14 protein-coding genes are annotated in these 15,285 nt (G+C 44.9%); 5 read left to right on the top strand and 9 right to left on the bottom strand.

Going from position 1 to position 15,285, the window contains the following annotated elements; genetic code table 11:
- Nucleotides 1–217: PEP-CTERM sorting domain-containing protein (locus ACUVJL_RS27265; RefSeq protein ID WP_445248706.1), on the top strand; the 217-nt coding region annotated here is incomplete at its 5' end.
- Between the two features lie 316 nt (nucleotides 218–533).
- Here the strand turns inward: ACUVJL_RS27265 and ACUVJL_RS27260 are convergent.
- The 5 genes from ACUVJL_RS27260 to ACUVJL_RS27240 all read right to left on the bottom strand — a co-directional run bounded on the left by ACUVJL_RS27260 (nucleotide 534) and on the right by ACUVJL_RS27240 (nucleotide 4,990).
- A complete protein-coding gene (locus ACUVJL_RS27260; RefSeq protein WP_445248705.1) occupies nucleotides 534–866 on the bottom strand; it encodes a hypothetical protein in 333 nt (110 codons plus the stop codon).
- 52 nt (nucleotides 867–918) lie between these two features.
- Nucleotides 919–2,136 (bottom strand): pentapeptide repeat-containing protein, encoded by a 1,218-nt coding sequence (locus ACUVJL_RS27255; protein ID WP_445248704.1) that lies wholly within the window; start codon nucleotides 2,134–2,136, stop codon nucleotides 919–921.
- Between the two features lie 309 nt (nucleotides 2,137–2,445).
- Entirely contained in the window at nucleotides 2,446–3,294 is an 849-nt protein-coding gene (locus ACUVJL_RS27250) for an alpha/beta fold hydrolase (RefSeq protein ID WP_445248703.1), read from the bottom strand.
- A gap of 393 nt (nucleotides 3,295–3,687) precedes the next feature.
- Nucleotides 3,688–4,413, bottom strand: a complete 726-nt coding sequence (locus tag ACUVJL_RS27245; RefSeq protein WP_445248702.1) for a DUF3120 domain-containing protein — start codon at nucleotides 4,411–4,413, stop codon at nucleotides 3,688–3,690.
- On the bottom strand, nucleotides 4,406–4,990 hold the full coding sequence (locus ACUVJL_RS27240; RefSeq protein WP_445248701.1) for a hypothetical protein: 585 nt from the start codon (nucleotides 4,988–4,990) through the stop codon (nucleotides 4,406–4,408). The genes ACUVJL_RS27245 and ACUVJL_RS27240 overlap by 8 nt, the downstream gene beginning before the upstream one ends.
- A gap of 580 nt (nucleotides 4,991–5,570) precedes the next feature.
- Here ACUVJL_RS27240 and ACUVJL_RS27235 point away from each other — a divergent pair.
- Nucleotides 5,571–6,809 carry a ferrochelatase gene (locus tag ACUVJL_RS27235; RefSeq protein ID WP_445248707.1) on the top strand — a complete coding sequence of 413 codons (1,239 nt, stop codon included), beginning with the start codon at nucleotides 5,571–5,573 and terminating at the stop codon, nucleotides 6,807–6,809.
- A gap of 185 nt (nucleotides 6,810–6,994) precedes the next feature.
- On the opposite strand, the gene ACUVJL_RS27230 is transcribed toward ACUVJL_RS27235, so the two are convergent.
- Nucleotides 6,995–7,432 carry a hypothetical protein gene (locus tag ACUVJL_RS27230; RefSeq protein WP_445248700.1) on the bottom strand — a complete coding sequence of 146 codons (438 nt, stop codon included), beginning with the start codon at nucleotides 7,430–7,432 and terminating at the stop codon, nucleotides 6,995–6,997.
- Nucleotides 7,433–7,619: 187 nt separating this feature from the next.
- Between ACUVJL_RS27230 and ACUVJL_RS27225 the strand changes: the two genes are divergently transcribed.
- Nucleotides 7,620–9,002: an AAA family ATPase gene (locus ACUVJL_RS27225; RefSeq protein ID WP_445248699.1), complete on the top strand. Its 1,383-nt coding sequence runs from the start codon at nucleotides 7,620–7,622 to the stop codon at nucleotides 9,000–9,002.
- A gap of 97 nt (nucleotides 9,003–9,099) precedes the next feature.
- On the opposite strand, the gene ACUVJL_RS27220 is transcribed toward ACUVJL_RS27225, so the two are convergent.
- Nucleotides 9,100–9,654, bottom strand: coding sequence for a hypothetical protein (locus ACUVJL_RS27220; protein ID WP_445248698.1), 555 nt, complete (start codon nucleotides 9,652–9,654; stop codon nucleotides 9,100–9,102).
- A gap of 524 nt (nucleotides 9,655–10,178) precedes the next feature.
- Entirely contained in the window at nucleotides 10,179–11,459 is a 1,281-nt protein-coding gene (locus ACUVJL_RS27215; RefSeq protein ID WP_445248697.1) for an aminotransferase class V-fold PLP-dependent enzyme, read from the bottom strand.
- A 160-nt stretch (nucleotides 11,460–11,619) separates the two neighbouring features.
- Between ACUVJL_RS27215 and ACUVJL_RS27210 the strand changes: the two genes are divergently transcribed.
- Nucleotides 11,620–13,479: a TM0106 family RecB-like putative nuclease gene (locus ACUVJL_RS27210; protein ID WP_445248696.1), complete on the top strand. Its 1,860-nt coding sequence runs from the start codon at nucleotides 11,620–11,622 to the stop codon at nucleotides 13,477–13,479.
- 88 nt (nucleotides 13,480–13,567) lie between these two features.
- The gene (locus tag ACUVJL_RS27205; protein WP_445248695.1) at nucleotides 13,568–14,695 is read left to right on the top strand and encodes an esterase-like activity of phytase family protein; all 1,128 of its coding nucleotides are present in this window, start codon (nucleotides 13,568–13,570) and stop codon (nucleotides 14,693–14,695) included.
- Nucleotides 14,696–14,873: 178 nt separating this feature from the next.
- On the opposite strand, the gene ACUVJL_RS27200 is transcribed toward ACUVJL_RS27205, so the two are convergent.
- The coding region (locus ACUVJL_RS27200) for a tetratricopeptide repeat protein (RefSeq protein ID WP_445248694.1) at nucleotides 14,874–15,285 on the bottom strand (412 nt) is incomplete at its 5' end.

The raw sequence follows: 15,285 nt of genomic DNA, 5'->3' as shown, positions 1-15,285 counted from the left end.
ACCTGAGCCGGTTCCCACACCAACGACAACACCTGAGCCGGTTCCCACACCAACGACAACACCTGAGCCGGTTCCCACACCAACGACAACACCTGAGCCGGTTCCCACACCAACGACACCACCTGAGCCGGTTCCCGAACCTATGACTGTGGGGGGTTTAATGGCGGGAGGCGCTATGCTGGCTGCTGGACGAAAGTTGCGCGATCGCCGCAAGTAAGTAATTAATAACCGAAGTCCGATGGAAGTCGTCCGATCGAAAAAAGAGGAACCGTTTTGGGGGTTGCTGTAATATGAAGCTCGATTAACCGTGTTCGAGGCAGAAACGGGGTTTGATGAACCAAAAGAGTTCGTTGCAGTCCTTGAACCCGGTAAAAAAACTCGGTTTGTGCGATCGCGAGCGTAACCGCTATGGGTTCATAGTCAGGACTTTAGTGCTCAGGATTTTCAGAATCCAGGGAATTATTGCTCGGATTCAAAGCCTTGCCTAAAATATTACCAATTAACGGTAATCTACCGCTGGCCATTTTCATTAATTATAAGAAAATTTCCTCTTGTAAGCGTTTATCCTGCTTAAGTTGTAATGCACCAATGATGTAAGTAAAACTCCACCAATCACCACTACACAGAAAACCGGGAAAGATAATTCCTGTCCTAAAAAGCCAATTCCGGCTACCACCACAAAGACAAATAGATAAAATGAGCCATTCGCCCGTATTGAAGCATAAAGGTAATGCTGAAGCGTGCAATTTAAAGGGGGTGTATCTCAATGAAAGCAGGAGCGAAGCCTGAGGGTAGATGGATTTATTGGTTAGAAGCTCATATTTACTGCCGGAATGCTTCGCCCCTACATACATATTTGCTTTCATTGAGATGCACCCTTTAAATGTGGAACTGCTTAGCAGAGTGTCTAGCAGTACGTCACTCGTGAACCGTACCATCGGGTAAAATTGTACCTGTTAATGTAGTTCGGGTGAGTTTTACCATAACTCGATCGCCGTAACCGATTTTCGCTCCTGTTAAGTCCGCACCGCTCAAGTCTGCACCGCTCAAATCTGCTCCGATTAAGTTGGTTTCTCTCAAGTTGGCATTGATCAAACAAGCTCCTAACAAATTAGCCCTAAACAAGTTTGCTTTGTGCAAATTCGCGCCTGTGAGGTTGACGTTGTGTAGAAAAGCATCGCTTAAGTCGGCTTCACTCAGGTTTGCATTGCTCAAGTTTCTCCCTGAAAAATCCCTTTCTTTTAAGGAAGCTCCTTTGAAGTTGGAACCACTCAAATCGGGAGCTTGCGGCGCAGCTTGGCGGTAAGACTGAGATGGCGGCGGCGATTGGTAGCGGGACGCATCTGAATAGGGCCCTGAAGGATTTCCAGCATAATTTCCCGCATATTTTCCTGGAGAGGTTTCAGAAGAGTAGCGGGGTGCTTGTGGGTTTGCCGGCGGTGGCTGGGTGTTTTGGTGTTGGGTGTTTGGATACTGAGTATTTCTGTACTGATTGTTTTGGTACTGAGTGTTTTGTGGCTGAGTGTTTTGGTACTGAGTGTTTTGGTACTGAGTGTTTCTGTACTGAGTATTTTGTTGCTGGGTATTTTGTTGCTGGGTATTTTGTTGCTGAGTATTTTGTTGCTGAGTATTTTGTTGCTGAGTATTTTGTTGCTGGGTGTTTTGTTGCTGGGTGTTTTGGTACTGAGTGTGTTTGTGCTGGGTGTTTTGTTGCTGGGTGTTTTGGTGCTGAGTGTGTTTGTGCTGGGTATTTTGTTGCTGGGTATTTTGTTGCTGGGTGTTTCTGTACTGGGTATTTTGTTGCTGGGTGTTTCTGTACTGAGTATTTTGTTGCTGGGTGTTTTGTTGCTGGGTGTTTCTGTACTGAGTATTTTGTTGCTGGGTGTTTCTGTGCTGAGTATGTTTTTGCTGAACGTTCTGATTCTGACCTCTTGGTTGAATCGATCGCAATTGTTCGCGAGCTTGATTAATTTCCTTAATCTTTTCTTCAGCTTTCTGTAGTAGTCTGGGATTGTCTTTGGGGATGCGATCGGGGTGCCAAATGAACGCTAAATCCTTGTAGGCTTGGCTAATTTCTTCTCTGGAAGCTCCCGGCAACAGTTCCAGCACTTTATAGTATTGGTCGAGGTCGTTCATTGTACCACCTTTCGCTTTAAGAAATTAGGAATTAAAAATTAAGATCCGAGTAAAAGCCGCTGTCAGTCGATTTGAGATTTGAGACGGGGGCGTGAGACGGGGGCGTGAGACATTCGGCGAGCGCTCTGTCGAGCCGTCGAGTCGCGCTCTGTCGAACAACTTTAGATTTACTCCACAGATGAATCTGGGAGCTTGAACAAGAGTCTAAAATTTTGGCCTGCTCACGACGAGTGTCGGGGGCTTGTATCCGTTTTTGAGCAGGGTCAAAGCTTGCTTGTCCGATCGTACATTAGATGAACAATAACTCAGCTAAGCCGCTGCTGGCAAAAAGTCTCGAATTAGCTGCAAGTATGTTGCGGCATCCTCCAGCATCGGAAAGTGAGCCGTATTAGGAATTATAACAAATTCTACTTTTTTGCTGAGGGAGGCAGCTTGCTCTCCCATGATGGCGGGGATAATTTGATCGAATTCTCCGGCCACAAGCAGTGTGGGAACACTCAGCCGCGCAAATTCTTGGGGCATTTCCTCGGCTGCTCTTTTGCTGACGGCCGTCACCATTGTACCTATAGCAGCTTCCTCGTCTGCCATTAAAAAATCCTTGAGAAACGCCAGACTGACCTCTCTGGGCAGGGAACGGCGCAAAAACCGGGCCATAAATAGCCGATCGGCAAAAGGGATCGATGCCAGCCAAGATGGCCTAAATTTTACCACATAGCCACCGAATTTGTGAAAAGTTGTAAAAGATTTCTCATCGTATTCAAAAATCCCGCTGCAAGTGAGAATTGCTTTTTCTACTTTTTCGGGGTAAAGGTTGAGAAATAAAGTAGCAATTGAGGCACCTGTGGAGTGAGCATTGAGAAAGACGCGGCTTAAATTCAGAGCTTCTAATAATTCAGCTAAGTCGCGGGCGTAGGTTTCGAGTTCGTAGCTAGACTCAGGAGGCTCTTTCGGCAAAGGCGATCGGCCAAAACCTCTCATATCATAAAGCAAACAATCAAAATCATCAGCAATAGCCCGTGCCGTGCTTTCCCAGTAGCGCGCCGAGCCCGCCCAGCCGTGGAGAAATACCATCACTGGTTTGCCGCACGGCTTAGCACAGTTATCTGCCGTTATCCACTCGTAATAATGTTCTACACCGCGAATTGAAATGAAAGACATGATATTGATTTTGGATTCTGATATTTTAGATTTTAGATTTTAACTCATAATTGTTCAGTAAACACCCAAATTCCCGACTTCCTTAATAAATCGGCAATCTCAAGACTAAATCTCTCAAAAAATCTGCGTTAATCTGCGTCAATCCGCCCACATCTGCGGTCAAAAATTACCAACATAGGATCGATCATAAATCTCAAGCCGCAGAAGTAGCCAGCCAAAATAAACCATCTACCAAAAGAGTGCTTAACACCCCTCCGCAAATACCCAAATTCCCGACTTCTTTAAGAAATCGGGAATCTCAAGACTACATCTATCAAAAAATCTGCGTTAATCTGCGTCAATCCGCCCACATCTGCGGTCAAAAATTACCAACATAGGAACCAATCATAAATCTTAAGCCGCAGAAGCAGCCAGCCAAAATAAACCATCTACCAAAAGCGTACTTAACACCGCTCCGCTAAAAGCGCGCCAGTGCAGTTGCGTGCCGCGCAAACTCAGCAAACCGACTGTTAGCAACACAGCGATTAAAACGAGAGCGCAACCTATGCCCCAAGGAGTGTCAATTTGACCGATCGCACTTTGAAAAATCGGCATAGCTAATTCCGGTTCCGCGTGCATCACTTGGCGCCAGTAGGGCATCAACCCAGTTAAGTAAAAATATAAATCAGTAATGGCAGTACCCAATAGGGAACCTAAATAAAAATAGCCGCCAACTTTCCCCCAAGATTTGCCCAAGCACCAAATAGCAAAAGGCAAGCCAATTGCTTCTATAGGTAGATGTAAAATAGGTTCCCATCTGAACCAGCCCCAATAGATAGAACCTGCCAGCCAGCATCCGGCAAATCCTAATAATAAATCTCCCCAAAGTTGTGTTTTGGGGCGGAAAATGAGGATTAAACTAAGTACAAACCAGGGGATAGTTGATAGCAAACTGATGGTTGGATATAAACGCACTAACGGTGCTTGCACGAAGACTGGAATTGAGACTAAAAATGCTGAGGCGCTAAATATCAACCACTGTTTGAGGCTGTTTGTTGTGCCTGAAGTGAGAGAATTTTCTAGGCCGGCGATGGTGGCAATAGGTGCGATCGCAGAGGATACTAAATTAAGATTAAACAACTGACTGGACTCCGTATTGTTTCAATAGGTGGACTAAAAATTTTGCTGCGGTTGTGGGTGCGACAGTCTCAATGCCGGCGGCGGTTTTGCTGACGTGCCAGCCTTTTGCCGTTTGGGGAGCTCGCCATAAATCCAAATGTTCGATCGGCGGATCTGCATAAAAGCTTTCTCCACCGCCACCGAGAATTGCCGAGCTCCAGTGCGTAAAGCGATCGTGGCTGATTCGGTGGATGGGAAAATTGCCCCCCAGGGGTACTCCCCACCCGTCTAAGGCAAAAAATGCCCCGACTTGGCCGCCGAGTTGCTGCCACATCCAAGCCGCCCCCATCGCCCCGGCTACTCCTGCCGAAAAGCTCACAAATACTAGACTTTCTCCTGCTAACTCTTCGCTGCACAAAAAGTTCCATATGTCAAGAGCTGAAAAAGGCGGATATTTATGAGCGGCAAAAATCTTGACAGGCTCGACTATTTGCTGGTTTTGGCGATCGGCTGCCAGTCCCCAAAGCCCCGAAAGTCCCGTCAGGAAACAGTCGGTTAGCTTTGGTTCGTGGACTCCGGGGCAAATTACCAGTCTCATAGTTCGTCAAGAAAGTTAATATAGTTCGCAACATAACTTTATCATATAGCTACTATATCATATACTACCCCAGGGGATAGGGTGTTAAACTTATAATAGAGTCTAGTTTGAAGAGTATCCCCCCAAGTTAAAGGCTGGGAACGCTCCAAACCGCTTTAGTCAGAGGCAAGGTGAGGGAGTCTTAAGAAAACATGAAAGTTATCCCCCCCCGCCCCATCCCCTGTCAAGCTTAGCAAAGGCTGATTCTAGTTTTAAGCTGTTCTGTATTTAGATTTAACTTTTCCGGCGGCGTCGAAGCTGACCCCACAAAAGCTTAAAGAAACAGGATTGTGAAAATTAGAGGCCTGCCAGCTTAGCTGCCCTAGGAATTTCGGGTCAGGGTCAAAAAACCGATTTAGGACTGATGCTCATCAATCCGCTTTCTAGGATAAATAAGAGATTTGACCGGGAAGTATGGGCGCAGAAACCGGGAATCAGCCCCGCGCGCAACCGTCGTGCGATCGCACACAATGAAAAATCTCCGATTCCCCCCTTCATCCTGCCTGGATCTCTTAGAATAAATAAAATTGAGGAATACAAAGTGGTTGCTTCTCCAGAAAAAATCGAGTACAAAACATCTGCAGCACCCGCAAGTAACGATCGGGTTGCTGTATTGCTGATGGGTTACGGCGAAGTCGAAAGCTACGACGATTTTGCCAACTACAACGAACAAGCTTTAAATTTGCTTACGGCAAAGTTTGCGCCAGTACCGCTTTGGATTTATCCGCCGCTGGCGAAGATTTTAGCAATCTTTGACTTGCACGAGTGGAGTCACCAACACGGTCAATTCGTTTCGCCGCACAATGCAATTTTTGAACAGCAGCGCGCCGGGATTGAAAAGAATTTACAGGAGAAATGGGGCGATAAAGTAAAAGTGTTCAAAGCTTTTAACTTTTGCGCGCCGTTTTTGCCGGAACAAGTAATTCCGCAAATTAAAGCAGAAGGATTTGACAAAATTCTGATTTATCCGCTGTTGGTAGTTGATTCTGTTTTCACCAGCGGCATTGCAGTCGAACAGGTGAATAAAGCTTTAGCACAAACCTTTGATGGCAAAGAACATTGGGTAAAAGGACAGCGCTACATTCCTTCTTTTTACGATGAACCTGCTTACATCCAGCTAATGGCGGATTTGGTTGAAGAGGAAATTAAGAACGATTTAGCTGTAGCGCATTTGCCTTCTCAAATTGGGATTGTGCTGATGAATCACGGTTGTCCGCACAAGGCGAAGGGCTTTACTTCGGGAATTGTGGAAAGTCAAGCTTTGTACGATCGCGTGCGGGAACGTTTGATGTATCGCTATCCTTTGATTTCGGTGGGTTGGCTGAATCACGACACACCGCTGATTGAATGGACGCAGCCGGATGCGACGTTGGCTGCGAAGAATTTGATCGATCTGGGTGCAACTGCGATCGTCTTTATGCCGATCGGATTTGCGACAGAAAATCACGAAACTTTGTTAGATGTAGACCACATTATTGAGTCTTTGCAGAAACAGCGTCAAGGAATTACTTACCGCAAATTGCCTTGCGTTAACGACCATCCAGAGTTTCTGAAAATGGCCGCCGAGTGGGCAAATCCGCAGATTGAAGCGTTGTTGAGTGAGACTGCGGTTGCTGTTAATCCGAGTTTGGCTGCGGCGCAGCGCGAGCACAGTCATTCTCATGAAGGGCACGGGCATTCTCATGGGGATCACGGGCATTCTCACGGTGGACATTCTCACGGTGGGCATTCTCATGGTGATCACGGACATTCTCATGGTGATCACGGGCATAGTCACTAATAGGACTTGGGCCTGAGAGCTCAGAAACCGGGTTTTTTGCGAAGATACTGCATGGAAATGGCAGATTTAGTGAAAAACCCGGTTTCTTTTGTTGGGGTGCGTAGGTCGAAATTTGGGCGAAAAGGGCGATCTGCCTTTGTTTTTTTAGAGAAAGGGCGATCGCTTTTCAAATGAAAAATATATTGCTAGTAATCCAAATAATAGTTCATTTCAAATTCAAGAGTGGAAGCTCCTCCTTGACGTTTCCCAATACCGTACCTAAATTGACATACATTTCCTTGAAACTTTATCCAATTTTTTCCTGGATTAGAAAGTATATGAAAATCAACACCTGACCAATTATTGCTACCGCAATATTGTACATCGTAAAAAAATGCTATTGAATCACCTGCTTGGAAAGGGCTTAAAGGGTCTATATAAAATCCTCCTATTTGTCTAGCATTTCCTCTATCTCTTACAGGATATTGTCCAAAACCACATTCATCCTGACCTTCATTAAATTGGCAACGTCCTCTTTTTTGATCGCCTGATAAGGCCCAAGGATCTCTAGCAATAGATACAGGCGCCGTTACTAAAAAACCTAAAACAAGACAAGTTGAAACCAATAAAAACTTTGTACGCATTGTTTTGTAGAATTTAACTAGGATGTGTGAATAATTAAGTTTTTATACTAAGACATCATACAATCATGCTGAGCGGAGAGGAATTTAGTTTGCAGCATGATAAAAAGTTGTATTCTGTCAGATAAAATGTAAGATAATGTCATAAAAAATTAGATAAAATAGCTAAAAACCAACAGAGCCGAGAATTATGGAGCTTAAGGAAATTTTAAGATTTGCCGACGAGTTAGTGTTTTCCAAGACGGGAAACCACTTAGATGACCTGCAACAGGCTATCTTAAGGGAAACCTTCCAAGGTCAGAGATATGCAAAAATAGCACAAGACCGGAATTGTAGCGAAGGATACATTAGGGGTGTTGCTTCTGAGATGTGGAAAATATTTTCAGAGGTATTAGGACAAAACGTTAGTAAAACAAATGTTCGAGTAACACTAGAAAGGTCTTTACTAGCAAACATTTCATCTCCTTTCGGAAAAAATGTTTTACGAATTGGTGACATCAATATTTGTCCACAAACATCTCAATCTTCAAAAGTCGCGCAAAAACCCCAACAAACCCAAACCCAACCGCACATGGACTTAGGCGACGCACCCGAAATCTTCAGCTTCTACGATCGCACTCCCCAACTCGCCACCCTCGAAACCTGGATATTACACGATCGCACTCGCCTCATCGCACTCCTAGGAATCAGCGGAATAGGCAAAACAATCCTTGTAGTCCGACTCATAGAACAAATCCAAACTAATTTTGATTACGTAATTTATCGCAGTCTCCGCTTTTCCCCCACCCTCAATTCAACTCTCATCAATCTCCTGCAAATCTTCTCCGACAAAACAGACATCCCCCAAAACATCGAAGCCCAAATTCCCCAACTCCTCGACAACCTGCGGAAGTATCGCTGTCTGATTATCCTGGATGACGTACAGATGCTTTTTAGCAGCGGACAACTGGCGGGACAATATAAAACTGGATATGAAGATTATCAGCTATTTTTTAAACTAATTGCCGAAGTTTGTCACCACAGTTGCTCGATCTTGATTAGTTGGGAAAAAACGAGAGAAATTGCTAAATTAGAAAGAGTAAATAACTACGTGCATTCCTTAGTTTTGGGTAGCTTAGGAATCGCAGCCAAAGATATTCTGAAACAGCAGAACTTATCTGATGAGGATGCTTGGGAAACTTTGATTAATACTTATCAAGGAAATCCTCTCTGGTTAGAGTTAACCACCACGATCGTACAAGACTTGTTTGGTGGTAGTGTCTCCGAGTTTTTGCAATGCGACGGCGTGGTTTTAAGCGAATCTCTGCAAGCACAATTAGACCAACAATTCCAGCGTCTAACGCAGCAGGAACTGGCAATAATGATTCAGCTTGCTAAGGAAAATGAACCCGTTTCTTTGCCGCCAATTTTCAAGACAGTACAGTTATCGACATCAGACTTATTAAATGCTATGCAATCATTGGGGATGCGATCATTTCTGGATGCGGAAGAGCAGGGTAAAACAACATTTTTTAGTCTCAATCCAGTTATGAAACAGTATGTTAAAAATCGATATTTTCAGCCCAACGACTAAAGTCGCGGCTTCGGAGCAACGGCCGACGATAAACCAACACGTCAACCTTTTTCTTAGTTGCTATACTGTAGACAAATCGTTTATTTAGACATTGAGATTACCGATGAGTGGTGGCAGCAAAAACTAATTGATCTTGTTCAGAAAGTTCGCCAGCGATCGCAGATGAGCCAACCTCATTTTCTGGTAAAGATAGTATGAGAAATCCCTCTCTATTATTGTCCCATTTCAAGTTATTTTTAATCCGATCGATGCACTCACTAACATTCTGTTGATATAGACTATCTATGCGATCGCAGTGCCATTCAAATATCACAATCCATTGAGGTTGCTCAGTCAGAATTAACTTGAGAAATTCATCAAAACCTTTGCCTTCCCAATCTATTTCTGAACCATTCACCTCGTATTCTAACAAGTCTAATCCTTTCCCTTGCACCAAAAAATTCAGCCATTGCATACTTCCATAAGCGGGGGGTAAGCGCTTGATTATATGGGGCGTAATTTCTCGCTCAACTAATTTTATATATTTGCCCCAAAGGTAATACTTTTCACCTTGGGGATATTCTACATCACCCCAAGTAAAAGTTTCCTGATGACATTCTAAATACTCAAGAGTCTGTCTTGTAGAAAGCAATATTTCAAAACAGGCATCCATAATTTCTCCTTTAGTTAATCAACATCTCTGCGATACCACCAAAATTGTTGCAATCCAGATTCCCATCTTTTCTGTTCCCAATTGTAGCGGAATTCGTGGATATGGGGGTTGGGATGATCGGATGGGCGATCGTGATCCGTCCAATCGACTCTACCCCAAGGCACATTATAGCCATTAGCTTTCGGCCAAGTTGATGAAGGAAAGGTTGCTGACTGGCGGTAACAAATATTATTACTTCCATCTCTTCTTCCAAGTGTTGTATGGGGTCTTCCTTCTGCTAGCGGATCTGGTAAGGGGATATCCTCTCCCTTTATTGTTTGTTGTGTCAGAGAGAATTCTGGTATGTAATACTCGCTGTTTGTTGACAGAACTTTCTCCTTGTTTAACTAAATGTAACGCGACTTACGCACTCCGACCAAAGAAACCGGGTTTTTGGCCGTTTCTGTAGCTGTAACCAAGTATTCTTGCAAAAACCCGGTTTCTGATTACCCGTGCGTCCAAGACTATAAATAAACTCGCCCGGCCTATACTACTTGAGTTGCGATCGCCCCAACCAACTTATCAATCTCCGCCTCAGTTGTAAAATAGTGAACACAAGCCCGCACACAATCAGGATTAAGAATAGTCCTTACCATAATTCCCTGTTTCTCCAACAAATCGACCAGCTTTTTGTGCGGCATCCCATTAGTTAATCGAAACGAAACCAAACCAGCTTCCGGTGCCGAAGTCCGCAAACATTCCACATCGGGAAGTTCCGACAAACGCTCCCAGAGATACTTACTCAAACGGCAAATTTCTGCATACCTTTCCTCGATCGTACCCCATTCATGTTGCAGGGCGATCGCGCTCCGCAAACCCGCATACAAAGGATAAGCCGAAGTCGCAATTTCATAGCGCTGCGATCCAGACTTCCAGCCAAGCACTTTAGCATTAGCATCCGTCACAATTCCCCGCCAACCGATAAACACCGGATGCAAATCTGCCAAAGCTTCCGCACTCACATAAAGCCCCCCCAAACCTTCCGGGCCGCACCACCATTTATGACCAGTAAAAGCATAAAAATCAACCCCCGATTCAATCAAATTTAAAGGCAAAACCCCCACAGATTGAGCCGCATCAACTAATACTCTAACTTTGTGCTTCTTTGCAGGCAATTCCTCTTGTCTCCCCCCTTGAATCAGAGACAAATCCTCTTGCCCATCCCCTTGAACCAGGGAAAACTCCTCTTGTCCCCCCCCTTGGCAAGGGGGGGTTAGGGGGGGTTCATGACACACTTTCACAATCTCAGCCAGAGGCAAAACTTGGCCAGTATTCCACAAAATGTGACTGATAACCAACAAGCGAGTATTGGGCCGCAAATTATCAGCAATCACCGCCACCGGATCGCCCTCATTCAAAGTTGCCGCCAACGGACAAATCGAAACCTCAATGTTGAAACGGCGCTGAAGTTCCATTACACTAGCTACAATGCCGTGGTGTTCGCAGTCAGAAAGCAGCAAATGGTCGCCCGCTTTCCAGTCAATGCCCCACAGCGCAATATTGCAGCCCACGGTGACATCTTCAGTCAAGGCGATGGTTTCAGGAGGTACCGTCAACTCAGATGCGATCGCACGTCGCGTCAGCATCGCCTCCTGAACCACCCAAGCCCCCACCTCCGCGGAAAACGGCCCCCCAAGCTGCACCCGTTTGTAAGCCTGATAAATCGCGTCTAAAGCAGGCTCAGGCAGCGGCCCTTGTCCGCCGTAGTTAAAATAAGCTTTATTGGCCAAAGCAGGGAATTGTTGCCGGTGATTGTCCTTTGTCATTTTTTCTGGGGAATTATTGATAGCGTTAATATTGAATAACTGATGGCGTGAATTTTATATCCTTTGACTTTTGCCTCAAGCTAAATAATCAATCCGTGTATCCCTGTCAAAATCCCTGTCGTGCTTTCCTTCTACTTATTCTATGCCTTGCGAATACTAAATGTTAATAACTGACAAACTACTACTTTCCTATCAGCGGTGCCATCTCCGAGCATTTTTAGACACCTGCGGAGACTGGAAACAACAAGACCCCCCCAGCGACTTTCTGCTGAAACTGATGCGCGACAGCGCCACATACCAGCAGCAAGCTTTGGAACACGAGACTTACCAACAACCCTATTATCCTAGAGGGGATTGGGAAGCCGGCGCGGCCGCTACATTGAGTTTAATGCAGCAAGGGGTCGATCGCATTTACCGAGGAGTTCTGATCCAGGGCGAATTCGGCAAAACCAACGGCGCAACAACTTCTCTGGTAGGAATTGACTGTCAATATTTCCCAGAAATGGGCGAAATACCCGAAACTCCCCTTCATCTTTCATCCTCCAATCTTCCCTCTTCAAACATTACCCTAATCAGCCGCCCCCATTTATTAATCAAACAGCCGGGACAATCAAAATTTGGCGATTGGAGTTATACTACTGCGGATATTTGGCTTAGCAAGCGACCAAAACAAGAGTATCAAATTATCGCAGCTTTTCACGCCCAAGTTTTATCTTCCGTGCAGGAAACAATGCCAGAGACTGCGTGGCTGATGCTGCGAAAAAAAGGGCTGTGGGCGGTGAATCTCGGTCAGCGAACTCCTCAGATGTTCGAGATTTTAGACAACTGCATTCAGATGATAGAAAATCGGGATAAACCAGAGGTGTTCATTTCCCGGCAAAAGTGCAATCTTTGCGGTTGGTATACTATCTGTCATGCCGAAGCCGAATCTATTAAACATCTTTCCTTATTGCCGGGAGTTACTGCCAGTCGCTATGCTAGACTAAAAACTCTCGAAATTACTGATGTTGAAGCTCTCGCTAATGCTAGTTCCGCACTGCTTGCTGAGTATCCAGAATTCCCCGACAGAGTTGCTTTTGATGTGGTGCAGCAAGCTCAATCGCATTTGCTAAATCAACCGCTGTTGCGGGAAGAAGGAAGTTCGGCAACGGATTCTATAACGGATGTAACGGATGTAACGGATGTCAGTCCGATGTCCGTCGTCCGAGGGAAGTCGGAAGAAGGAAGGCACGATACGGATTTTGACACGGATACACGGATTAACGATCGAGAAGAAGGTAGAAGTGAGAATTCAGAAGAACTTAACTCATCTGAAATAGTACCAGATATTGTAGAGAATATCTTGAATGACATCGCAGTTGAGAAAGTAAAAATTAGAGAAAATAAACCTGCGACATCTTCTATACCTGCGCCAATTCTCCGCAAGAAACCAATTCCCTATTCCCAATCTGTCTTTTTGCCGATCGCCCCAATCGAACTCTACTTTGACATTGAAGCGGAACCAGAGTTAAACTTGGATTACCTCCACGGAGTCTTAGTTGTTGACAGGTACAACAATACGGAAAAATTCCACGGTTTTTTAGCAGAATCAGCAGCAGAGGAAGGTGCTATCTGGCAGCAATTTTTAGAATTAATGTGGGCTTATCCCATTGCTCCGATTTTCCATTTTTGCGACTATGAAGTCAAGACTTTTAAACGACTGGCTAAACTTTACAATACTCCAGCTTATTTGTGGAAACCCGTGCTGAAACGGTTTGTAGATATTCACAAACAAGTGACGCAAAAGGCGATTATGCCGGTGGAAAGTTACGCACTTAAACCAATTGCCCGCTGGCTGGGTTTTGACTGGCGAGATGCTAAGGCTAATGGTGCTCAGTGCGTCTGCTGGTACGACGATTGGCTCAAAACTGGCGATCGATCGCTCTTGGAGGCGATCGTCCGCTACAATGAGGATGACTGTCGTGCTACTTATGTGGTTAAAGATTGGTTGACCAATTTTTTGCTGAATCATGAGCCGTGATTTTTTGATTTAATGAACCGCGAAGGCGCAAAGGGCGCGAAGGAAGAAAGGGAAGAGGAAGATAGGTAATAATGTATTTATTGGTAAAATGCGAAAGTTAGGAAAAGCAACTATATTTATTGTCTGTTTTTTGATGGCAGCAAGTGTTGCTATTTGGGTAAACCAGTCAGCTCAATCTTTCGCTGTTACGAAAATAGATTTTATCGGCAGAGCAATATTTCCTACAGGTTCTCCGTTTCAGGGGACGGAAATTGGCGGGCTTTCGGGCATTACTTATGATGCCGAGAAACAAGTTTATTATGCCATTTCTGATGACCGCAGCAGCAAGGCTCCGGCGCGCTTCTATTCTCTCAAAATTAACTGGCAATCTGGTAAACTGGAAAAAGAGCAAATTACTTTTACTGGTGTCACTACTTTATTAGATGAAAACGGCAAAGGTTTTCCTGAATTAAGTTTAGATCCGGAAGGGATAGCTTTTACTGGCAATAGCGTGTTTGTTTCTTCTGAGGGAGATGTCGATCGCCAAACCAATCCTTTTATCAAAGAGTTCTCCCTGGATGGTAAACTGCTGAAAACGCTGCCAATTCCTGACCTATTTTTGCCCGACGACAAGGGCACTAAAGGCATCCGCAACAATCTATCATTTGAAAGTTTAACTTTAACGCCCGATCGCAAATACCTATTTACAGCTACCGAAAACGCCTTGGTTCAAGATGGCGCCGTAGCTTCCCTGGAAACCGGGAGCCCGTGCCGGATTTTGCGCTACGATGCGGTGAGCGGCAATCCAGAAGCATCGTTTCTCTACATCACCGAACCGCTACCCGCTGGTGCGAATCCTGTGGGAAAATTAACTAGCAACGGTTTAGTGGATTTGTTGGCGATCGACGATAACCGCTTGCTGAGTTTAGAGCGTGCTTTCTCGCTGGAAACCGGCACAACTATCAGAATTTTTGAGATTTCTCTGGAAAAGGGCGATCGTATAGAAGGACTCGAAAGCCTCAAAAGCCGTATCAGCGAGGTTTCTCCCGCTCAAAAACGCCTGCTGCTGGATTTGGAAACCCTGAAAATTCCCCTAGACAACATTGAGGGGTTGACATTTGGCCCCGCCCTGGCGGATGCTAGCAGAGGTCTGATTTTGGTGAGTGACAACAACTTCAGTCCCCTGCAAGAGACTCAAATTTTGGGCTTCCAAATAAAAGTTCAAAAAACCTCTTGACAAAAGGTGAAGTTATAGGCATAATAGAAATTGTGCCTGAAAAAACGGCAAAATGAGGGACAGTAGTTCAATTGGTTAGAGCACCGCCCTGTCACGGCGGAAGTTGCGGGTTCGAGCCCCGTCGAACCCGTTTTAAATAAAAAAGCCATAGTAAAAGATATTTTTTGCTGTGGCTTTTTTATTTTTCGTCAGACCATCCTAAAAGATTAGATAGCCAGCCGCGTTTTTGGGGTGGGGTAATGGGTGGCTTTTTCTGAGAATCTAGCTTAGGCAATTTTTTAGTTGTGCTTTGAGCAGAATTAGGATTGCTGAGATCCTTGATGTGCTTCAAGGCTAATGGCTCTTGAGGGTTAATCTGAAGCGATCGCATTAGGCTAACTTTTGCCATTTGAGGCTGGTTAATGTTTTTATAAACCACACCGAGCATGGCGTGACATTTACTATTATTTTTGTCAAGTTGTAAAATCTCGCGTAAATCCTTGAGGGCTGCTTTCCAATCACCCTGACTCATGTAGACTTCACAAATTTTGAGACGATCAGCGATCGCGCTCCGATCTCTTGGTTCAATTCTAGTCTGGATTATCGTTTCA

Source organism: Microcoleus sp. OTE_8_concoct_300 (assembly GCF_031383065.1).
Lineage (GTDB): Bacteria > Cyanobacteriota > Cyanobacteriia > Cyanobacteriales > Microcoleaceae > Microcoleus.
Note: the sequence above shows the minus strand (reverse complement) of the source record. Positions and strands in the feature narration are given on the sequence as shown.